Source organism: Actinopolyspora mzabensis, from assembly GCF_900101095.1.
GTDB classification, from domain to species: Bacteria; Actinomycetota; Actinomycetes; order Mycobacteriales; family Pseudonocardiaceae; genus Actinopolyspora; species Actinopolyspora mzabensis.
This window is the reverse complement of the sequence record NZ_FNFM01000002.1, coordinates 135552-156353: the sequence shown is the minus strand read 5'-3', so window position 1 is coordinate 156353 and position 20802 is coordinate 135552. Positions and strand designations below refer to the sequence as shown.

Sequence of the window (20802 nt, the reverse complement as noted above, 5' to 3'; positions counted from 1 at the left end):
AGCAGGCGTGGCCTCACCACACGAAATCGTTCTGCTGTACCTCGATGAGCACGGTCCGGTCCCACAGACAGAACTCGTCCACTACCTGGGGCGGGATCGCTCGACCGTCACGGTCACGTTGCAGGCGATGGAACGGGCCGACCTGGTGACCCGCACCTCCTCCCCAACCGACAAGCGGGCGACGACCGTCGTGCTGACGGACCACGGCCGTGAAACCGTTCCCAGAGCGCGCGCCGCATGGGCCGAACTCGAACGACGTACCACCAGTCCACTGAGCGCCGACCAGCAGAACGCGCTGCTGGAGGCGATGACTCTCATTCGCGACGCCCTCAACCAGACCTAGCGACAGGTGAACAGGCCGGCGGTGCCTACTACGCCGCGACGCCTATCCCATCCTGGGCGAACACGCGCGTACAAGGCGATCTCACTGACGCCGTACCGGAGTCGTCTGAGTGGTTCAGCCTTCTACGTAGGCAGCGATCACCCGAGGAATGCAAAACAGCCGCGCGAAAGCGCTACAGAGGATCGAATCCGCTACCCGGCACAACCCCGAGTAGACCGCCCCCTGACCCGCGGAGACGGGACGGGGGGGGCGGTTCCTTGTCTCCGGATCCGTCGAACCGTGCGCCGGAGCGCGGTTCGGTCCGTGCACGGAAGTCGCTGTTCTCGACACGAGCGGTAGTACTGGCTGCGAGCATGTATCCGATGCGGATGTGGGATCGGATCGGGGTGAGACAGGGTGCTTCAGCGGCCAGTGCGGCAGCACGGAGTGCGTCGATACCTCGCCGGGGCGAACCGGGAAACCGGTGCGGCACGGCTCGCCGTCGTTGACGGGAGCTCGGGGGCGACACGGCACGGAGGATCTCATCACTCCGAGATGAACCAGTGGAAATCGCTGTTAGGAGAGGACAGAGGTGCAACCGTCGGCGGACGAGCGTTTCGTCGTTCTCAACGACGAGCCGGTGAGCGAGCACGGGGAGGATCTGCTCGGTACGAGTGAGACCGCCGACAGGCTCTCCGATCTGATCGTCTCCTCGCGGGACTCCACTCCATTCACGCTCGCGATCGATGCCGGCTGGGGCATGGGAAAAAGCAGTCTCATGCGGCAACTGCAGCTTCGACTGGACGGGACGGAAGGGGTGCAGACGGCTTGGTTCAACGCCTGGACCTCGGGATCCGACGCCTTGGAGGTCCTGATCAAGTCCGTGCTGCTGCGTTTCGATCGCAATATCGTGCGCAGGGCTTACCACAGGGTTGCCGGAGCGCCACGGCTGTCGAGGTGGCTTCGTATCGGATTCCGCCTCGCGATGACCACGTTCGGCCTTCGACGGCTGGTGGACGAACTCTGGGCCCAGCTTTCGGTGGATCCGAAGTCGCGCAACGAGATTCGGGGCGCGGTGAGGGACATGGCCCAGGAGTGGGTGAACTCGGCGAACTCGGCGGGGAAGCAGATCGTCGTCTTCGTCGATGACTTGGATCGTTGTCGGCATGATGTGGTGGTGACCGTCTGCGAGGCGATCAAGCTCTACCTGGATGTGCCGGGACTGGTGTTCGTCATCGGCTGTGATCAGTCCGCTCTCAACCGCAGCATCCAGCAGGCGGACATCGCGGGCGCTCACCCTGCCGGGTATCTGGAGAAGATCGTCCAGGTGAACTACCACTCGCCCCAGCCGGGGCAGCGGCAGGTGCGTGACCTGGTCAACGGTTACGCCTCGAGGTCGGGTACCTCGCAGTTCTTCGACGAACACGTACTGAACTTCGTGGCCGAGCGGACCGGGCGCAATCCGCGGCGTATCAAGAGGCTGATCAACAGTTTCGTGCTCGAATACCACCTGGACAAGGAATGGCAGGAGTTCGGCGCGAAAATCCTGGTAAGAGTCCTGCTGCTGCAGCACTTCTATCCGGTGTTCTACAGACTGCTGACCAGCTCCGAGACCGAGGATCCCGTCCAGGAATTCCTGGAATACCACGATGCTCGCGAAAACATCAACATGGGCGGCATAAACCCTGAATCGTGGCGGAACGTCTTCAAGAACCACAAGATCGAGCCACCTGGCGAGAACGTGGACCGGGACGTACTTCGCGACTATCTCGGGCAGTTGGAGCAGCAGCTTCCGGAGTCCTTCCCCAGGCTTGTCAGCGATGAAGTGTTCACCACCACGCTGCGTCAGCTGAAGGAGTCCTCGCGCTTCGATCACTTGCGGCAACACTTGCAACGTCGGCGGTTTCGGTTCGACCCGGGCGGGATCGCCGACGCCGAGGAACGGCTGCCGGGCGAGCACACCGACATGCAGGGTGGGTACGCACTCGTCGTGGACGACGTCTTCGCGGAGAAGAACGGTGAGTTCTCCGACACCGGAAGAATCGTCACCACCCTGCGGGGATGGGGTGCGAAGGTGGACACCGCCAGTGACTTCGAGTCGATGAAACGGGCCATACGTGGCAGAGTTCCGGACATAATCGTCTCCGATATCAACCGGTACGGGGTCGATGATTCCGGGCTGCAGGATGTTCAGGCGTTGCGGGACCAGAACATCTACAAGGGACCCGTGGTTTTCTACGTGGCACGGGTCACGCCCGCGCGGCGCAAGTGGGCCAGTGAGCTGGACGCAGTCGGGGTGACCAACAATTTCAGCGAGGCGATGGAGTGGGTCCGAATGTCGATATTCGGGTGAGTCGGCTTTCGAGGCTCCATCGTTGCCGCCGATGTGCCAATCGGTTCACGCCGCCCTCGTTTCGGTGGGAAGAGTTTCACCGGCCGGCTTCGTGAGCTCGCGGTAGTGATAGTTCGCCGCCGGGGCGAACCCCACTCGCTCGTAGAGCGTGCGAGCGGCGTGGTTGTCGGCCGTGACCTGCAGCCAGGTGTGCTTCGAGCCGTGCTCGGCGGCTCGTTCCAGCAGGCCGCGCAGCACGGCCTGTGCGTGGCCGCGACGTCGCGCGTCGGGCCGGACGGCCATGCAGTACACCCCGACCCAGGAGTCGACCAGGGCCAACCGTCCCACCGCCGCGATGCCGTCCCGGTGGTGGCTCCTCGCGTAGAGCCCCGGGACGCCGGTCAGGATGTCGTGGGAGAGCTCTCGCGAATCGGGGCCGCCCCGGCCGTCCACTTCCCACCACAGATCCATCCAGGTCGTGTCCGGCCGGCGACGCACCCGGACATCGGCCTCGGAGTCGGGGAGGCGGTGCAGCACGTCCTCGATCGTCGCGATCTGAACGATCGTCGGCGTTCGGAGTTCGTAGCCACGCCGCGCCAGTACCGAGTCCAGACCGGATGGCTGTGCGGCGGGGCCGAGCTGGAACACGGGCGGCAGTCCGTGGCCGCGGTACAGCTCCTCGACCCGCGTGAGGGTCCGTTCCGCATCTGATGGTGCGTGGCACGGCAGGACCGAGTTGGCTCGCCGGGTCACTCCGCCGGACAGCCGCGCGAGCCAACCGTCGACCGTCGTCTCCCGAGTCGCGGGCCATCCCCCGCGCATGAGCTCGTCCAGCTCGACAGCTGAGATCACAACTTGAGCATAGCAATGCAACAGCGTGCATACCCAAAGTTTCGCTGTGCTCAGCCCTGCATCCGCCGGATCGTGTCGCGACTATCCGAAGTGGAGGGGTTGCCCGCGGAGACCGCCGCCGAACTGGGCTCGTCGGGCGGTGCCAGCTGGTCCCGAGTCTCCCTCCCTTCGGTGTCCGGCGCTTGCCCGGTCCGTACCCCGGGTCTTTCGTATTCTCCCGGAACGCTTCCGGGCAGCGGCGGACTTTCCCCGAACGAAGGTTTGGACGGAGCTTCCCACCCCGAGTCCGCTGTCCGCACGTCCCGGAACGAGGACGAGCCGTGGAACACCGCTCCCGCCAGGCTCAGCCACTCCTCGAACACCGCCCGGTCGAAATCGGCCTCGGCGTGGAACTCCGCGCGGTCCAGCCGCACGAACTGCCGGAACGTGGTGTCGGCGAACCAAGCCTCGCGCTGGAAGACCGTCTCCCTGGCGCGAACCTGCCCGGTGAACTCGGCCCGGTCGAACGCGGCGGGACCGAGAAACCGCGCGCGGTCCAACCGCACGTGACGCACCCGGCAGTCCACCAGGTTCCAGTCCTGCAGGGTCGCGGTGGTCAGGTCCAGACTGATCTCGTGCCAGAACTTCGGATTGCTCGGCTCCCCGCTCGCGTCCGGATCCGGTCGGAGGTGTGACCAGATCAGCCGCTGCGCGGTACGCCTCACCTGTTCTTCCTGCTGCTGTTCCTCCTGCTGCTGTTCCTCCTGCTCGTCGCCCGCCTCTAGGCCGTTGATCGGTACGAGCAGGGAGGGGTGTGCGCCGTTCATCCGCCGGGTGGGCGGACGCAGTCCCAGCCGCTGCGCCCGGTTGGTGCTTCGCGTGCCGCTCGCTTCGGGCTGTTCCGGATCGGCGGGTGTGAACGGCATCCGCAGGTAGGCGCAGAACAGGTCGACGACCGTCTGGCGATGTGCGGGATTGTTCTGCCCGAGCCGCTCCAGCGCGTAGAGCGCCGCCAGCCGTACCGGTGCCTTGTCCGAGCCGAGCTGTTCCGCCGCCGCCGCGTACAGCTCGGTGACCCGCCGCTCGGTGGCGTCGTGCCTGGCGTCGGCGGCCGCTCGCTCTTTCTGGTCGAGGGAGAGCTCGGTGGCCCGTTGCCTGCGCGCCGCCAGCAGCAGTGCCACCCCTCCGCCGGTGCCCAGCACGATGCCGCCCGCGACCTTGACGGCCTCCAGGCGGGTTTTGTCCCGGGCACTGCCGCTGCCGAACGACTCCAGCAGCAGCCACATCGACAGGCCCGCCACCAGAACCAGCACCAGGGCGCCGACCCAGATCGTCCAGCCGGGCATGACCGGAGTGCGCCTGGCCGTTGTGGGGTCGTTGGACATCGTGGGCTCCGACTCCTGGAGGTGTTGTCCGGAGCCGGGACGCCCCGGGCTCCCCGGAACTTCCGGCGAGAGCTCGGAACCGAGCCGTACCCGAGATTAGCACCGTCCCGACACCTGGTGCGGCGATTCGGAAGCACTGGGTGTTCCCGGTTCCGGTGCTTGCGGAACGGGACGGTTCCGTGGACGCCTTGCGGAGCGCGGTTGTAACGTCCCCGCATGCGCGTACTGACCACGCCCGAAGAGCGCTTCGAGGCGATCCCCGGATTCCGGTACTCCCCGCACCACGTCGAGCTGTCCGATCAGGACGGCGGGACGCTGCGCATGGCCTACGTCGCCGCCGGTCCGGAGCACGGTCCGACGGTGCTGCTGCTGCACGGGGAACCGAGCTGGTCCTTCCTCTACCGCGACGTCATGTCGGTGCTGGCGGAGGCGGGCATCAGGGCGATCGCTCCCGACCTCGTCGGTTTCGGACGCTCGGACAAGCCGTCGGAGACCGGTGATCACAGCTACGCGCGGCACGTCGAGTGGCTGCGCCAGTTCGCCTTCGACATGCTCGACCTGCGTGAGCTCACCCTGGTGGGGCAGGACTGGGGAGGTCTGCTGGGACTGCGACTGCTCGCGGAGCACCCCGACAGGTTCTCGGGCGCGGTCGCGGCCAACACCGGCATGCCCACCGGCGACCACGACATGCCCGAGGTGTGGTGGCGATTCCGCAGGGCCGTGGAGCGGGCGGAAACCCTCGACGTCGGGCGACTGGTCGCGGGCGGATGCGCCCGGCCGATGTCGCCGGAAGTACGCGCCGCCTACGACGCACCGTTCCCCGACGAGTCCTACAAGGCCGGGCCGCGTGCCATGCCGGGGCTGGTGCCGACCAGCCCGGACGATCCGGCCACCGAGGCGAACCGCGCCGCGTGGCGAGCGTTGACCGCCGACGAGACACCCGTGCTGACCGCGTTCAGCGACAGTGATCCGATCACCGCGTCCATGGGGCCGGTGCTGCGTAAGCTGCTGCCGGGCGCGGCCGGACAGCGGCACGCGACCATCGCCGAAGCCGGTCACTTCCTCCAGGAGGACGCGGGTGTCGAACTGGGCCGCGTGGTGGCCGAGTTCGTGCGCCGTCCGAACCGAACGTAGGCAGATCCGAGCAGCGCTGGAACCGAACAGCGCTGGAACCGAACAGCGCCCGAATCGAACGGGCGCGGTGCGGTTCCGGCGCGAGACCCCTTGGCCACGGGACCCGGCGGGAACGGGACCCGGCGGAGGCCGCACCGAGCGACCCCCGCGGAAACCGCGCCGACGAGATCCCGCCGACCACGACTCCTCAGTACACCACGTCCCGCGCACCGATACCCGTGAGCGAGCGCACCTTCATCGCGTCGAAGTCCTCCGGATCGGCGGAACGCGGCCGTACGAAGGTGCCGATGACGCCGAACAGGAACGACATCGGGATGGAGACGAGTCCGGGGTTGCTCAGCGGGAAGAAGCTGAAGTCCACCGAGGGGAAGATGGAGTCGGCGGACCCGGAGAACACGGGGGAGAACAACATGAGCAGCAGGCAGGATCCGAGCCCGCCGTACATCGCCCACAGGGTTCCGCTGGTGTTGAACCGTTTCCAGAACAGTGTGAACACCAGAGTGGACAGGTTCGCGGAGGCGGCGATCGCGAAGGCCAGTCCCACCAGGAAGGCGATGTTCTGCCCGTTGACGAGGATTCCACCCAGGATGGCCGCGAAACCTATGACCATCGCGGTGATGCGAGCCACCCTGACCTCGGAGGTCGGATCGGCCTTACCACCGCGCATCACGTTGGCGTAGAAGTCGTGCGCGAACGAGGCGGAGGCCGTCAGGGTCAGGCCCGCGACCACGGCGAGGATGGTAGCGAAGGCGACCGCGGAGATCACACCGAGCAGTACGGTCCCGCCGATCTCGTAGGCGAGCAGCGGAGCGGCGGAGTTCTCGCCGCCCGGCGCGTTGTTGATGGTCTCGGTGCCCACCAGTGCCGCGGCGCCGAACCCGATCACCAGCGTGCAGAGGTAGAACAGCGACATCAACCAGGTGGCCCACACGACCGATCGACGTGCTTCCCGCGAGTTCGGCACCGTGTAGAACCGCATCAGCACGTGGGGGAGTCCGGCCACGCCGAGCACCAGGGCCATCGACAGTGATACGAAGTCCAGCTTCGTCAGCGCGTTTTCGCCGTACTGCGCGCCCGGGGCGAACATGCCTTCACCGAGCGGATTGTTCTCCGCGGCGCGGTGCATCAGGTCGCTGAAGTTGAAACCGAACTTGCCCAGTAGGAAAAGTGTTATCAGTGATACCGACAGCAGCAGCATGACCGCTTTCAGCATCTGCACCCAGGTGGTGCCCTTCATGCCGCCGATGAGCACGTAGAAGACCATGACCACGCCGACCACGGCGATCACCAGGGCCTGCCCCGTACCGCTGCGAATGTCCAGCAGCAGGGCCACCAGATCGCCCGCTCCCGCCATCTGCGCGACCATGTAGGCGATGGTGACGAACAGGGTGGACACGGCGGCCGCGGCACGCACCGGGCGTCGGCGCATCCGGAAACTGAGCACGTCGCCCATGGTGAACCGGCCGGTGTTGCGCAGCCGCTCGGCGACCAGCAGCAAATTCACCAGCCAGGCCACGAGAAAACCGATCGAGTAGAGGAACCCGTCGTAGCCGTGCACCGCGATGGCGCCCGCGATGCCGAGGAACGAGGCAGCGGACAGGAAGTCGCCGGAAAGCGCGACTCCGTTCTGCGCACCGGAGAAGGTGCCGCCCGCCGCGAAGTAGTCGCTGGTGTTTCCGCTGCTGCTGGCCCGGTAGGCGATCAGCAGTGTGAGCAGGATCAACCCGGCGAACACGCTTATGTTGACGACGGGACTGGTGTCGCCGAGCGGGGACTGCTGTTGCGCCAGTGTGTTCACCGCTGACCACCACCGGCGGTCTCGCGCAGCTTGTCCACCTCGGGGTCCACCCGCCGTTCCGCGAACTTGACGTAGAGCGTGGTGATCAGGAGCGTGGAAACGAACTGCCCGACTCCGAACAGCAGTCCGACGTTGATGTTGCCGAGGACCGGTTCGGCCATGAACTCCGGCGCGTAGGCGGCCAGTAGTACGTACCCGAGATACAGGGCGAGAAACAACACGGTCATCGGCAGCACGAAGCGCTTCAACCGTGCACGCAGTTCATCGAATTCCGCCGATCCCGCAATTCCCGCGAAATCGGGGCCGGTTTTTGCGCCGAGTGCCGCGCTTTTCTCGATACCGCCGAAGGAAGCGTGCGTTTTCTCGCTTCGCTCCCCGTACCGCGCGCGCAGTGGTGGTGGCGTCGTGTTGCTCATGCGCTCTTCTTCCGAAGTCGGTGAACTGTGTCGGTGGGGTTGTGCCGATTCGGTGTGTTCGGCGCGACCACGTCGACAGCCGACGCGAATCGCGGCGCCTCCCGGCCGTGGTGCCGGCCCGCCGGAGCCTGTCCGGTCAGCGCAACATACTACGTCCTTGTTCCCGCTATCGGGGGAATCCTGCTGCTTCCTTCGCCGTACGCGGACAGATGTACAGTCCGGACTTCGGGGCATGGCCGAGGGGATGTCGCTCTGTCGTGTCGCAGCTCATGGGCCATTACCGATGAGTACCACAGTGGCTCGCCCGCGTTGCGCCTGTCCCGGTTTTCACAGTCGGCCGAACACGATAGGGTACTTCGGTTCGACACCTTGTGCGAACTTTCTCCGTCCTTCGTGTGTCACGCTGCGGGGCAAGCCTAAAACATGATCTTGTATGTGTCCGGAGTGCCTGTTCGAGTGGGCGGGGTGGAAAACTCGCCCCGCGATCGGTACCTTGTCCGCTATCTTTACAATCCGAGATGGCCACAAGCCGCGCGTCACCCGTTCGAAAAGGCTGGTGAAGTGACCCTCGCGGTACGCGACTATTGGTGACGGAGCGTATTGTGGGATCGCGTCCGCCCAGAATGTCGCGTATCGAAGTGATCCGGGATGCGCTCGGAGTGACTCGGGGAACACGGCGATATGCCTTCACTCGGCCGGGTGGCACAGGCGCCGTTCTCCTACGATTTGTTCGTTCGGAAGGGACCGCACCGTGACAGAGCAGGACGAACGACAGCTTGACTTTCGGGAGCTTTCGTGAGTGCGGCGGCACGACGGGCGAACCGGGAACAGGTCCGAGACACCCGAGCCCCGCAGAACAGGCCCGGTGGTGCGCGGCGCGCCTCACTGCGCGACTGGCGGAACTGGCGGATTCCGGTCAAGCTCGGCGCCGTCGTGCTCGTCCCGGTCGTGTTCGTGCTCGCGCTCGGTGTCTTCCAGATCAACGACGAGGTTTCCCAGGCTAATCGCTACCAGGAGATCAGCAGGCTCACCGAGGCGCGGGACAGCATTCAGCCGCTGCTGACCGGGCTGCAGACCGAGCGCACCAAGGCCGCCGAGCTGCTCGGTGAGGCTCCCGGCGCGCGCCAGGAGTACCAGAAGCAGTACGCGAAGGTCACCGAATTCGCGAAGAAGGCACCGCAGGTGCTGGACAACGTGCAGAAGTTCAGCCCGGTGACCTCGGCGCAGTTCGACCAACTCCGCCAGCAGCTCGCGAAACTGCGCGAACTGCGCGAGGGAGTGATGACCGGTTCGCTGCGGCCTGTCGACGCGATCGGCACCTACAACGAGATCATCAGTTCGCTGCTGTCGTTGGAGCGCGCTGTCATCAACACCATCGACGATTCGAGGCTCTACAGCACGATCAGCGCGCTGCACGAACTCTCCAGGGCCGAGGACGAGATCCGGATCCAGCGCGCCCTCGTGGACGCCGCGCTGCCCCGGAGCGATTTCACTCCCGCGCTGACCGACGCGCTCAACGACTCCAGAGCCCGGTTGGACTCGCGGATAACCAGCTTCGAGTCCGTTGCCAACTCCGAGCCGAGACAGGCCAGGCAGGTGGTCAACAGCGACGTCATGCAGCAGTGGCTGGAGACCGAGGATCAGCTCATGCGGGCGATCCGAGTCGACGAGGTGCGCTCCTCCCTGACGTTGGACCAGTGGAACCAGCTTTCCGACAAGCTGATCAACAGCACCACCCAGGTGCGTTACGAGCTGTCGGAGCAGTTCAACCAGCGCGCTTACTCGTTGTACGACGAAGCCAGTGACCGGGCCGGACTGACCACGGTGATCATGGTCGCGGGACTGATCGTGGCCGCGGCCGTCATCATCGTGATGGGGCGCAATCTGCTCAGGTCGCTGGATCAGCTGCGTCGCGGTGCGCTGCACGCCGCCGACGAGCAGTTGCCCCGTGCCGTCGAGCGCATCCGGCACGGTTCCTTCGAGTCCGATGTGGAGGTCGACGCGGTACCGGTGCAGACCACCGAGGAGGTCGGTCAGGTGGCCCGCGCCTTCGACGAGGTCAACCGCCAGGCCCTCCACCTCGCCTCGGAGCAGGCGAACCTGCGGCGCGGCTACAGCGACTCCTTCGTCAACGTCTCCCGGCGCAGTCAGAGTCTGCTGGAGCGGCAGCTGCGACTGTTCGAACAACTCGAGCACGACGAGGACGACCCGGACCAGCTGGCGACACTGTTCCGGCTCGACCACCTCGCCACCCGGATGCGGCGCAACAACGAGAACCTCATGGTGCTGTCCGGCAGCGACATGGCACGCCGGTTCACTCAGCCGGTGGAGCTGTCCGACGTGCTCCGTGCCGCGATCTCCGAGATCGAGCACTATCCCCGGGTGGTGGTGCAGGCGCCTCCGACGGCACGACTGGTCGGTTACGCGGGCAGTGATCTGGTGCGGCTGATGGCCGAGTTGCTCGACAACGCCGCGAACTTCTCCTCACCCGAGACCTCGGTCACCGTCTCCAGCCATCAGTCCGAGGACTCCTCGTTGACCATCGACGTGCTCGACCACGGGATCGGCATGGGGGAGCAGGAACTCGCCGAGGCCAACGAACGACTGGCCTCCTTCGACGAGTACGACCTGTCCACCTCCCGCCGAATGGGGCTGCTGGTCATCGCGCGGCTCGCCGGCAGGCACGGCATCACGGTGCGGTTGCACGGTGGGGACGACGTCGACGGAATTCGCGCCACGGTCCGCATCCCGCCCGACCTGGTCATTCCCGACGGGTCCCCGCAGCCCACCGTGCGGGCCACCCCCGAGCCGAGCCCTCCCACCATCGAACAGCGGCTGTCCGCTCCCGGTCAGGACGCTTCCGGCAGCACCGCCGCCGAACAGTCGGGCCAGGGCAACGAACAGCCCCGCAACGGCAACGAACAGGCCCCGGCCCCCCGTGCGAACGGAGCCAACCGGCATCAGATCCTGGAAGGCGGTCTGCCCCGCTTCGACCTGGGAGAACCCCCCTCGCTGCCGACCCAGCAGCGTGGCGGCTCCCAGTCGGCTCCCACCCAGCCCCCGTCCCACACCGGTGATCGTTCCCGACCTCCGGAGCAGGGGGACTCGCGGCCGCAGGCGCCGACCCCGCCCACCGCGCCGGTTTCCCAACCGGAACCTCCGGCCGCTGCCGAACCCGTCCGCTCCGCGAGTCAGGAGCGGGATCCGGAGCCGTCGGACAGGTTCCGCGGTCTCTTCGAACCTCCGGAGGGGCAGGAGTACGTGGAAAGCACCGAGGAGGACGACTCGCTCGGGGAATCGCTGCACTTCGACGACTTCGCGTCAAGGGAAGGGCCGGAACAGCGTTACTCGGACAGCGCGCCGACCGTGGTGCACGCGATAGCCCCCCAAACCGGTTCACCCGGGATGTTCACCGATTCCGCACCACAGTGGTTCCACCCGTCGCCCGAGGACGCCTACCACCAGACCTCCTCGGGGCAGTCCGGCACTGGTGGGTGGTCCTGGCCCACCGGTGAGGACACAAACGATCGGCGAGGCCCGAACGAGCGGGCTACCCCCGAGGACGGGGGAGCCCCCGTGGGGCCACCGGCTCCGCCGGGAAGCACGGAGGAGACAACCCAACATCCCAGGGTGGAGGAACCCGTCTCCGAATCGCGTGCCGAACCGGGTGGTTTCACCCCCTCCGGCCTGCCGCGCCGTACGCCGCGCGGCCAGTCGAACGACTCCGGTGGCCGGTCCGGGGCCGCTCCCGGCGCTCCGCAGGCAGGTGGGAACGCCGGTGCCGCCACCGGCCGCAGCGGGCTCAGCTGGATGGAAGAGGCCGAGCTCGAAAAGTCCTCCAACAGTGCCGCCTCCGACGTCCCCGGTGGCGGTTCCCCCGGCCAGGGGCCGCGGCGCGAGCAGTCGCCCGCGACGGCGCAGCAGGCCGGTGTCCCCGGAGCCGAAGCCAACCATCAGCTCGACGGACGAGCTCGACAGCAGCGGAATTCGTCGAGTTGGATCACTCGATCGGAGTCTCCGGTGAACGAGCCCTCCGCGTGGAACTTCGAAACCGACCAGGCCCAGCAGGAAGCGGCCGCGGCCGCGGATCCACAGCCCTCGGACTACACCTCGGCGGGCTTACCCAGGCGAGTGCCCAAACAGCATCTCGCCCCGGGAAGCGCCCCACCACCGAGTGATCAGAGTTCCGGGCCGCAGAACACACCGGCGCCGGACGAGACACGTGGCCGGTTGTCGAGTTTCCAGCAGGGTGTGCGTCGGGGTAGGCACAGCGCTGGGGAATAGATAGGTGGGGCCGAGTTCCGCCCGCTCAGCCACCGCCGAACCAAGCAAAAGGAGGCGACATGTCATCTCAGCAGGCGAAGATCGACCAGTTCAATTGGTTGGTCACCGATTTCACGGAGCGCGTCAGCGGAGTAGCTCACGCGATCGTGGTCTCGGCGGACGGACTGCTGTTGACGTCTTCGGACAAGTTGCCGCGGGACCGGGCCGAACAGCTCGCCGCGGTGGCTTCGGGCTTGTTAAGCCTCACCCAGGGCGCCGCTCGATGCTTCGAAGCGGGACAGGTCAAGGAGACCATAGTCGAGATGGATCGCGGCATGATGCTGCAGATGTCCATCAGTGACGGTTCCTGCCTGACCGTACTGGCGGCACCGCAGTGCGACATGGGCCTGATCGCCTACGAGATGGCGATGCTGGTCGAACGAGTCGGTCGAATTCTCACGCCCGAGCTGCGTTCGAAGCTGCAGGGTGCTGACAACTCCGTTTCAGAGCAATTGGTGTGAGGCCACCATGAGCAGGGATTCCGACTACAACGAGCGTCGTTCCGACGAGGCCGGGCGGTGGTACGGGCGGGACGAGGAGCAGGACGTCGAGGAGGCGACCTTCGCCGACGTCTACAACGGGCTCAATTTCGGAAGTGGGCGCGGCCGGAACAAACGGAGGTCGGAGGAGCAGGAGGGCGCAGCGCGTCCCCGGCGCTCCGAGCGCACGCGTTCCGACCGCGCCCGGCCCGAGGAGTCGGTCGGTCGTGAGAACGAACCGGCGAACCGGGCCGAAGAGGGGGAGGACACTCCAGCGGCCAGCATCCGTTCCTACGCGTGGACGGGGGGACGTACCAAATCCAATGTGGAACTGGAGCTGGAGACACTTATTTCCACCAGCGCGCAGTACCGTCCGGGCACACCCTTGCGGCAGGAGTACCAGTCAGTGGTACAGCTGTGCGGTCAGCCCCGGTCGGTTGCCGAGATCGGGGCGCTGCTTGGTGTGCCGTTCGGTGTGGCCAAGGTCCTGCTGGCGGATATGGCCGAACAGGGTCTGGTCGATATCCACCAGACCGTGACCGACAGCGGCAGTGAACCGCACATGATGTTGATGGAAAGGGTGTTGAGTGGACTCCGCCGGCTTTAAGGCGCCCCAGCAGACCGGAAAATCCTCCACCAGCTCGGCCAAGATCGTGGTGGCCGGTGGGTTCGGCGTGGGTAAGACGACCTTCGTCGGTTCGGTCTCCGAAATCGTTCCGCTCACCACGGAAGCGGTCATGACGGAGGCCAGCCAAGGGATCGACGACCTGGCCGCCACCCCGGGCAAGAACTCCACGACCGTGGCGATGGACTTCGGCCGGTTGTCGCTGGATGCCGATCTGATCCTCTATCTGTTCGGCACGCCGGGACAGCAACGGTTCTGGTTCATGTGGGACGACCTGGTGCGCGGTGCTATCGGTGCCGTCGTGCTGGTGGACACCCGCAGGCTGGCCGACTGTTTCTCGGCGATCGACTTCTTCGAGGACCGAGGTACTCCTTACGTCATCGGAGTGAACTGTTTCGACGGCAAGCTGCAGCACAGCATCGAGGAAGTGCGTGAGGCACTGGCGGTCGGCTCGGACGTTCCGTTGCTGAGTTGCGACGCGCGCGATCAGGCCTCCACCAAGGAGGCCCTGATCGCGCTGGTCCAGTACGCGATGAGCAAGTGGGTGGCCTCGGGCCGCAGCGCTTGAGCACCTTCCGGCGCCGTGGTCGGTGCCGGAGGAGCAACCACCGTGTCGCGGGCCGCCGACTCGTTCGGCGGCCCGCGACGGCTCGCCGGCCGATGCTTTCCCGTCGTGTGGTCGACCGGGGCTTTCTCGGTGTCGACACCTCCGAAAGCCGCGTCACCCACGCCACCACCCCATCGGAAGACTTCGATCAGTCCTGCCCGGTGCTGTCGCCGTACACCAGGTCGTCGGCCTGGCGCAGTCCCGCGTCCAACAGGCGCAGCTGCTCCGGGGAAAGCCGCTCCCGGAAGTCCGGGCCCGCTGCCCGCACCAGCACCATGAGCTTCTTGCCCATCCCCCTCGCCTGGGTGAGGCGCACATCCGTGGCCGCCAGCATCTCTCGTGAGTCGTGGATCAGCTTGCGGTAGCGATGATTGATCTCGGCGTGCCGGTCCACGACCTCGAACGCCTCGGCCAGCGGGGACAACCGTGCTGTCCGCACGCGGAGTTGATACGGATCCTGCTGCACACCGAAAACCCTATTGAAGTTCCTCGACCGGGCGCGGGGTGCCTCCGTGCCCGAAGTTCGAGAGTGATACTCGTCACGACACTGGCGCCGGTGGTGCGCGGAATGCTGTGGCTCGTCTCTCACCGCTCCGGGACAGCGCGGCACGCGCCGTTAGCGTGGCCGTGTGAGCATAGACCGGGTGCGTCGCGCCAGGCGGCGACAGGCGCGTCGCGACTCTTACGCGCGACGCTTCGACGGCTCCGGACAGACCGTCACCGGCGTGGACGGACTGTTCGAGGCGGGCAGCAAGTACCGCCTGGAACGGGCCGAGTGGGTGGCCGTCGCCAAGGAGGACGACCGGGAGAGCGGTGCGGGACCGTTGGATCTTCACTCCGGACGTGTCCGGATGCACCGCAGGTCCGAACCCGCGGGTTCGGAATCGGAAAAGTGAGTGACCCGGCCCATCGGTGACTCGACAGCAGGCACGCCCGATCAGTAGTGTCGATTACGCGTCCCGCGCTCCCGGTGACCCCCAGGCCGGTTGAGCGCGGGACGCCTTCGAATCCGCAGCAGTGCTCGTTTCGTCGGTGGTGCTGTCGCGGAACCTCTCGCACGGCTCTCGCTGCGGCAGGCCCGACCTCGGGTAGCCACACACAACATCGAAACTTCCTCGCGAGAGCCGGCACGGGAGAACCCGCCGCGGTGCCGAGTCCGTGCGTGGTGCTTCGGCGCCGGGAGTGCCGAAGCGGCGCCGCGATTTCGTGGGAAATTGACGCCCGCCGCGCGGGGAACCAACCCATGCGCACCGTGAACCTCGCCCAGCAACGCGGCGATTTCGTGGGAGATTTGCGTCGCCGGTCCGGTGCGCTCCCCGTCAGTTCGCAGTCAGTTCGCCGTCAGCTCCCCGTGGCGGCCCAGCCGGTGATCCGTTGTATCTCGATCAGTATCAGGCTCGCGGTTGGGGGCCGCCGTCGGTACTGCTCGTACTTGTCCCGCAGCGCTCGTACGGCTTCCGGAGAGGTTTCGGCCGAGTGGACCGAAGCCGTGCCGTCCACGCGTACCCACCAGAGCTCGTCCCAGTTCTCCGAGTAGTGATCGGCCAACACCGACACCAACGGGTTCCGCTCGATGTTGCGTAGCCTTCGCAGCGAAGTGGTGGTCTTGGGTTTGTGATCCACGGCCGTGGCGATCCGTTCGCCGCCGCCGGTCAACGCGAAGGTCACGGGAACCAGATGCGGCTGCTCGTCCCGGCCCACGGTGCCCAGTCGAGCGACGCGCGCCCGGTCGAACAGTCGGATTGCCTGCTCCCGGTCGATGCGCATGGGGCGATTCGCTCCGTATGTTCGTAATGTGTTCTCGGGTTCGCGAGCCAGGTCTCCCATCGGTTCGGCCGAAGCCGCCCCCGGCTATCTGGAGCACACGCACTGGCTGCGCTACCAGGAATTCTTCCCCGGTGCGCTGCGCAGCACCACCACGAATTCGCCGACCGAACACCGGTGGTCCTGGCGCGGTGCTCCGCTGCACCTGGACGTCGTCCGGCGGGACGACGCGGCGGCCAAACTCCTGATGCTGCACGGTATAGGCGGTTACGGCAGGATGCTGGCGCCCTACGCCAGGTTGCCCGCGCTGAGCGGGCTGGAGTGTTTGGCCCCGGACCTGCCGGGGCACGGGTTGAGTCCCGCGGTCGGTTACCACCTCACCTACCGGCACTGGGTGGACTGCGTGATCGACCTGATCGCGGCCGAGCGCGTGGCGGACCGTCGGCCGGTGGTGCTGTTCGGGCTGGGGCTGGGCGGCTGGTTGGCCTACCAGGTCGCCGCCAGGGTGCCGGACCGAGTGGCGGCGCTGGTCGTAACCAGCCTGGCCGATCCGCGTAGCCCGGACGTGCGGGGCGGGCTGGTTGCCAACCCCGGCGCGGGGCTGTTGGCCGAGGCGTTGGCACGGGCGCCGATGTTTCCCGTTTCGCACCGGGTTCCGTTGCACCGGCTGCTCGACATCACCGCGGTTTCCGACAACGCGCGGTTCGCCGCCGTCTACGCCGCCGACGAACTCGGCGGTGCCACCACGATCCCGCTGCGGCTGTTCCGGAGTTACCTACGGCTACCGCCCGCCGTTTCGCCCGCGAACTTCACCGCGCCACCGGTGCTGCTGGCCTCTCCCGAGGCCGACCGCTGGACTCCGGGGGTGCGTTCCGAACGCTTCCTGGGTCGGTTGAACGCGCCGAAACGCTCGGTGCCGCTGCCCGGCTCCGGACACATGCCCAGAGCTGAATCCGCACTGGCCGAACTGGACCGGGCGGTGGGGTACTTCTTCGAGGAGTTCCGGATACCGCACTGACGGCCCGCCCCGGAGCGGGCAGCACGTGGAAACGGGCCGGTGCGCTCCGCGTTCCGCTGGACGGTGGGCAACACCAGCGGCGAGCGCCGGGAGGGCGATTGTTACCGAAAGTCTCGTCTCGACACGTACCGTGCCTGTTCCCGTGGGTTGCTGCGGCAAGGTTCACAGCGGTTCTCGGTTGCTGTGCGTGATCTCTTGCTGGTTCCGTTTCCCGGTGCGCCGGGTGGCGCTTGCTGATCTTTCCGTTTACTTCGGAGGATGAACCGGCCACATTCAGTGGTGGGATTTAGTAATCTGCTCGATGGTCCATCCACGATGGCACCAATCGAAGACTGGTCAAGCAGGGTTGTCGTGCGTCACGATCGACGCTGAGTAACGCGACCACGAAACGGGTCGCTTGGCGGGAGGAGCGTGGATGATCGAGCATCACCGCTCTTCGGAGCCGGGGTTGACCGCCGATGTTCCCCGCCCTCCGGTTCGGTCCGAAGTGTCGCCGCGAAGGCGACGCATCTTCCTGGGATTCTCGTTTTCCGTGCTGCTGAGCGGAATGCTCGTCTCGCTGCTGGTAGCACTGTGGCTGCCCTTCCCGCGGAATCCCGATCTGCTGTTCATCGGCCCGCTGCTGGCGGTCGGGTTCCTGCTGGCCGAGCAACTCACGATCGACGTGGACGCCAAGCGGGTCGGCTGGACCATCTCCTTCACCGAGATCCCGCTCATCCTCGGGCTGCTGACCGCACCGTTCGAAGTGGTGCTGGCGGCCAACCTCGTCGCGGGACTGGCGATACAGGTACGCAAACGCGCGGCCAGTCACGTGGCTTACAACGCCGGGGTGCTGTGCTGGGAGATCGCGATCCCCTTCCTGATCGCGGGCGTGTGTCGCGATGCGCTCGGTGGCGTGGTGCCGCTCTGGTTCTGCGCCGGGATCGGCGCCGTCAGCTCCTCGTTGATCAGTTGTGGTTGTGCCGTGGCCGCGCTGTACGCGCTGGGCAACGGAATGCGCGTTTCCGCGGGGCTGTTGCTCGGTGGTCGCACCCTCGTCGTCGGGCTGCTGAACACCTCCATCGGGCTCGTCGGATACGAACTCGCGGTCAACACCCAGTGGGGTTGGGCGCTGGTGACGGTGCTCATGGTCGGTGTGCTGGCGCTCTACCGCGCCTACTCCGGGTTGCTGCGCGAACAGCGCGACCTGGAGGCGCTCAGCGACGTGAGTCTGCGGGTCGCACGTTCCGGACAGCACGCGTCACGAGTTCTGTCCGATTCGGATGCTCCTGCCGTGAGCGCCATCGGTGAACAGGTCTCGATCGACGAGTGGGAACCGGTGGCCGAACGGATCAGGGAGCAGCTCAACGCCACTCGTGTGGTGCTGCGCCTCTCGTTGGACCCCAGGGGAGAGGTCAGCACCCTGGTGGCGGGCAGCCCGCAGCCGGAGGAGATGAGCACCGAAGGGGCGACGCTGCTGCGCGAGTGCTCGCTGTTGCAACTGCCGGGGACACACGTTCGTTCCTTCCGCAGCGTCGACGCTCCGGAGGAGATCCGCGTGGCGCTGAACCGCAGGGCGGCGCACGAGGCCCTGGTCGTGCCGCTGCGCGGTACGAACCAGCTGCTGGGTGCCATCGAGGTGCACGACAGAGTGAGTCGGTGGCGCGGATTCGGCCGCGCCGACATCAGGCTGCTGCACACCCTCGCGAGTCATCTGGCCACCGCGATGGACAACCGCAGGCTGTTGGCCCGGTTGCGGCACGATGCCTACCACGATCCGCTCACCGGGTTGCTCAACCGCACCGGTTTCCGCGAGATGTCCGCGGAGGCGTTGCAGGAGAGCACCGCCGTGGTGCTGCGCGTCGATCTCGAACTGCTCACCACGGTCAGCGAGGCGCTCGGCTATGCCTGGGGTGACCGCATGATCGTCGCGGCGGGCAGGCGGATGCGCGAGTACCTCGGGGCGCACGTGCCGGTCGCACGGTTGGAGGCGAACTCCTTCGCGGTGCTGCTGCAGGGGCACACCGAGGCGCAGGCCGCGGAGATCGCCGGCGCGCTACGCGAGCTGATAGCCGAGCCCTATCCACTCGACAAGCTGGTGGTGGAGGCCACGGCCGTGGCCGGTTACGTTTCCTCCGTCCCGGCGGAGGAGGACACCGCGGGCGATGTGGACGTGCTGCTGCAACGTGCCGACGTGGCGGTGCGCGCCGCGCGCAGCGGTGAGGACGGCGTGCGGGGCTACGTCCCGAGCATGGGGCAGATCTTCCTGCGGCGCTTCCAACTGGTGACCCAGTTCCGGCAGGCGCTGGAGAGCGGTCAGATCGAGGTGCACTACCAGCCCAAGGTCGCGCTGCCCGGTAAGCGCATCGTCGGCGCCGAGGCGCTGGTGCGCTGGTCGCATCCGGAGTACGGGCGCCTCTCACCGGACGAGTTCGTGCCTGTCGTGGAGGCCACCGGGCTGGTGGACGCGCTCACCGAGTTCGTGCTGGAACGGGCGTTGATCCGTATCCGGGATTGGCTCGATCGGGGGCTGCGGCTCTCGGTGGCCGTCAACCTCTCGGTGCGCAACCTCGCCGACGAGACGTTTCCCGAGCGGGTGCGGGAGGCGTTCGATCGGCACGACGTGCCGCCGGGGCTGTTGACCTTCGAGCTGACCGAGTCCAGCGTGATGGCCGATCCGGACCGCTCGTTGCCGGTGCTGCGCAGACTCCGGGCGCTGGGCGTGGTGCTTGCGGTCGACGACTTCGGAACGGGCTACTCCTCGCTGGCGTACCTCCGGCAGCTTCCGGTCGACGAGGTCAAGATCGACAAGAGCTTCGTGCTCGGCATGGGGACCGATCTCAGCGATATGGCGGTGGTGCGTTCCATCGTCGAGCTGGGGCACTCGCTGGAGCTGAGTGTGGTCGCGGAAGGGGTCGAGGACGACGCCGCCAGGGATCAGCTCGTGCGGATGGGGTGCGACACCGCGCAGGGCTATCTCATCTCCCGGCCGCTCTCCGAGGAGCGGTTCGAGTCGTGGCTGTGGGCGCGGACCACGCGGGAATACCCGAAGGGGGCTCCGGAGTTGGGTGAGACGGTGCTTCGGGTCAACTGATCAGGCTCAACTGATCGGGGGCCTCCGAGCGGGTTGTCCGAGCGCTCGGTCGAGGTCTTCCTGGTCGTGGGAGGAGCTCACCCCGAGAGCTCCAGAGCGTTGTTGACCTGCGGATATACCAAAAGTCACCCCCGGTGCGGCGGCGGTGCGGATGTTGTGTAGAGTAGTAATCGCTCCGCGAGGGCACGCCCCAATAGCTCAGTCGGCAGAGCGTCGCCATGGTAAGGCGAAGGTCTACGGTTCGAGTCCGTATTGGGGCTCTGTAGGGCGGCCGCGGCACTCGGTTAAACTGGGTGCTGCGGCTGTCTTGTGAAGGTACTGTGTACCAGCGGATGTCCGCGAGGCGGTGTAGCTCAGGGGCAGAGCAAACGGCTCATAATCGTTGTGTCGCCGGTTCGAATCCGGCCACCGCTACTCCTGCGGCTGAGATGCCGCCCGGCCCGGGGCGGTATACACGTGGAGTGAACCGGACGGCAGCCTCGTCCGGTTCCAGACACGAGAGAGAGGTCTCCCCGTGGCTAAGACGCCCACCGATATTCGCCCCAAGATCACTCTTGCGTGTGAAGAGTGCAAGGAACGCAACTACATCACCAAGAAGAACCGCCGCAACGACCCGGATCGCATGTCGCTGAAGAAGCACTGCCCGCGTTGCAATGCTCACCGCGAGCACAAGGAGACCCGCTGAGTTCTCGCCG

17 protein-coding genes and 2 tRNA genes are annotated in these 20802 nt (G+C 66.5%); 13 read left to right on the top strand and 6 right to left on the bottom strand.

Translation table 11 applies throughout. The annotated features are described in order from the left end of the window. Positions 1 to 7 precede the first annotated feature (7 nt). On the top strand, positions 8 to 343 hold the full coding sequence (locus BLR41_RS03225) for a MarR family winged helix-turn-helix transcriptional regulator (protein WP_218119881.1): 336 nt from the start codon (positions 8 to 10) through the stop codon (positions 341 to 343). 571 nt (positions 344 to 914) lie between these two features. Further along, positions 915 to 2675 carry a P-loop NTPase fold protein gene (locus BLR41_RS03220; protein ID WP_092626333.1) on the top strand — a complete coding sequence of 587 codons (1761 nt, stop codon included), beginning with the start codon at positions 915 to 917 and terminating at the stop codon, positions 2673 to 2675. Positions 2676 to 2720: 45 nt separating this feature from the next. Here BLR41_RS03220 and BLR41_RS03215 read toward each other — a convergent pair whose 3' ends face one another. Together BLR41_RS03215 and BLR41_RS22705 are read right to left on the bottom strand one after the other, a co-directional pair. After that, positions 2721 to 3506 (bottom strand): GNAT family N-acetyltransferase, encoded by a 786-nt coding sequence (locus BLR41_RS03215; RefSeq protein WP_092626331.1) that lies wholly within the window; start codon positions 3504 to 3506, stop codon positions 2721 to 2723. A 50-nt stretch (positions 3507 to 3556) separates the two neighbouring features. Continuing rightward, positions 3557 to 4870, bottom strand: coding sequence for a pentapeptide repeat-containing protein (locus BLR41_RS22705; protein WP_176797794.1), 1314 nt, complete (start codon positions 4868 to 4870; stop codon positions 3557 to 3559). A 216-nt stretch (positions 4871 to 5086) separates the two neighbouring features. Between BLR41_RS22705 and BLR41_RS03205 the strand changes: the two genes are divergently transcribed. Then, complete coding sequence (locus tag BLR41_RS03205) at positions 5087 to 6004, top strand: haloalkane dehalogenase (protein WP_092626329.1); 918 nt, start codon at positions 5087 to 5089, stop codon at positions 6002 to 6004. A gap of 187 nt (positions 6005 to 6191) precedes the next feature. Here BLR41_RS03205 and BLR41_RS03200 read toward each other — a convergent pair whose 3' ends face one another. Then, positions 6192 to 7802 (bottom strand): solute symporter family protein, encoded by a 1611-nt coding sequence (locus BLR41_RS03200; RefSeq protein WP_092626327.1) that lies wholly within the window; start codon positions 7800 to 7802, stop codon positions 6192 to 6194. Further along, on the bottom strand, positions 7799 to 8218 hold the full coding sequence (locus BLR41_RS03195; RefSeq protein WP_092626325.1) for a DUF485 domain-containing protein: 420 nt from the start codon (positions 8216 to 8218) through the stop codon (positions 7799 to 7801). The genes BLR41_RS03200 and BLR41_RS03195 overlap by 4 nt, the downstream gene beginning before the upstream one ends. Positions 8219 to 9013: 795 nt before the next feature. On the opposite strand from BLR41_RS03195, the gene BLR41_RS03190 reads away from it, so the two are divergent. From BLR41_RS03190 to BLR41_RS03175, 4 genes are read left to right on the top strand one after another with little or no spacing between them, the layout of a single operon-like run. After that, positions 9014 to 12502, top strand: a complete 3489-nt coding sequence (locus BLR41_RS03190; protein ID WP_245693775.1) for a sensor histidine kinase — start codon at positions 9014 to 9016, stop codon at positions 12500 to 12502. A 59-nt stretch (positions 12503 to 12561) separates the two neighbouring features. Continuing rightward, the gene (locus BLR41_RS03185; protein ID WP_092626323.1) at positions 12562 to 13002 is read left to right on the top strand and encodes a roadblock/LC7 domain-containing protein; all 441 of its coding nucleotides are present in this window, start codon (positions 12562 to 12564) and stop codon (positions 13000 to 13002) included. A gap of 7 nt (positions 13003 to 13009) precedes the next feature. After that, positions 13010 to 13627 carry a DUF742 domain-containing protein gene (locus BLR41_RS03180; RefSeq protein ID WP_092626321.1) on the top strand — a complete coding sequence of 206 codons (618 nt, stop codon included), beginning with the start codon at positions 13010 to 13012 and terminating at the stop codon, positions 13625 to 13627. Then, the gene (locus BLR41_RS03175; RefSeq protein WP_092626319.1) at positions 13608 to 14213 is read left to right on the top strand and encodes a GTP-binding protein; all 606 of its coding nucleotides are present in this window, start codon (positions 13608 to 13610) and stop codon (positions 14211 to 14213) included. Before BLR41_RS03180 ends, BLR41_RS03175 begins: the two co-directional genes overlap by 20 nt. Before the next feature lie 187 nt (positions 14214 to 14400). On the opposite strand, the gene BLR41_RS03170 is transcribed toward BLR41_RS03175, so the two are convergent. After that, positions 14401 to 14718 (bottom strand): hypothetical protein, encoded by a 318-nt coding sequence (locus tag BLR41_RS03170; protein ID WP_092626317.1) that lies wholly within the window; start codon positions 14716 to 14718, stop codon positions 14401 to 14403. A gap of 163 nt (positions 14719 to 14881) precedes the next feature. Between BLR41_RS03170 and BLR41_RS03165 the strand changes: the two genes are divergently transcribed. Beyond that, positions 14882 to 15148, top strand: a complete 267-nt coding sequence (locus BLR41_RS03165; protein WP_092626315.1) for a hypothetical protein — start codon at positions 14882 to 14884, stop codon at positions 15146 to 15148. 445 nt (positions 15149 to 15593) lie between these two features. Here the strand turns inward: BLR41_RS03165 and BLR41_RS03160 are convergent, their stop codons facing one another. After that, entirely contained in the window at positions 15594 to 16019 is a 426-nt protein-coding gene (locus BLR41_RS03160; protein ID WP_092626313.1) for a TIGR03668 family PPOX class F420-dependent oxidoreductase, read from the bottom strand. Here BLR41_RS03160 and BLR41_RS03155 point away from each other — a divergent pair. The 5 genes from BLR41_RS03155 (at position 16018) to rpmG (ending at position 20792) form a co-directional block, all read left to right on the top strand. Next, a complete protein-coding gene (locus BLR41_RS03155; protein ID WP_092626311.1) occupies positions 16018 to 17034 on the top strand; it encodes an alpha/beta fold hydrolase in 1017 nt (338 codons plus the stop codon). The genes BLR41_RS03160 and BLR41_RS03155 overlap by 2 nt on opposite strands. A gap of 415 nt (positions 17035 to 17449) precedes the next feature. Continuing rightward, positions 17450 to 20107: a putative bifunctional diguanylate cyclase/phosphodiesterase gene (locus BLR41_RS03150; protein ID WP_092626309.1), complete on the top strand. Its 2658-nt coding sequence runs from the start codon at positions 17450 to 17452 to the stop codon at positions 20105 to 20107. Between the two features lie 187 nt (positions 20108 to 20294). Further along, positions 20295 to 20367: transfer RNA gene (locus BLR41_RS03145), tRNA-Thr, on the top strand. Positions 20368 to 20449: 82 nt separating this feature from the next. Further along, a tRNA-Met gene (locus tag BLR41_RS03140) sits at positions 20450 to 20521 on the top strand. Between the two features lie 100 nt (positions 20522 to 20621). Then, positions 20622 to 20792 (top strand): 50S ribosomal protein L33, encoded by a 171-nt coding sequence (gene rpmG / locus BLR41_RS03135; protein ID WP_084133824.1) that lies wholly within the window; start codon positions 20622 to 20624, stop codon positions 20790 to 20792. Positions 20793 to 20802 lie beyond the last annotated feature (10 nt).

What these genes read in the sequence shown, in the direction of transcription:
- BLR41_RS22705 (WP_176797794.1), bottom strand. Translation starts at nt 4,870, where the DNA reads ATGTCCAACGACCCCACAACGGCCAGGCGCACTCCGGTCATGCCCGGC.
- BLR41_RS03205 (WP_092626329.1), top strand. Translation starts at nt 5,087, where the DNA reads ATGCGCGTACTGACCACGCCCGAAGAGCGCTTCGAGGCGATCCCCGGA.
- BLR41_RS03195 (WP_092626325.1), bottom strand. Translation starts at nt 8,218, where the DNA reads ATGAGCAACACGACGCCACCACCACTGCGCGCGCGGTACGGGGAGCGA.
- BLR41_RS03185 (WP_092626323.1), top strand. Translation starts at nt 12,562, where the DNA reads ATGTCATCTCAGCAGGCGAAGATCGACCAGTTCAATTGGTTGGTCACC.
- BLR41_RS03180 (WP_092626321.1), top strand. Translation starts at nt 13,010, where the DNA reads ATGAGCAGGGATTCCGACTACAACGAGCGTCGTTCCGACGAGGCCGGG.
- BLR41_RS03155 (WP_092626311.1), top strand. Translation starts at nt 16,018, where the DNA reads ATGGGGCGATTCGCTCCGTATGTTCGTAATGTGTTCTCGGGTTCGCGA.
- BLR41_RS03160 (WP_092626313.1), bottom strand. Translation starts at nt 16,019, where the DNA reads ATGCGCATCGACCGGGAGCAGGCAATCCGACTGTTCGACCGGGCGCGC.
- BLR41_RS03150 (WP_092626309.1), top strand. Translation starts at nt 17,450, where the DNA reads ATGATCGAGCATCACCGCTCTTCGGAGCCGGGGTTGACCGCCGATGTT.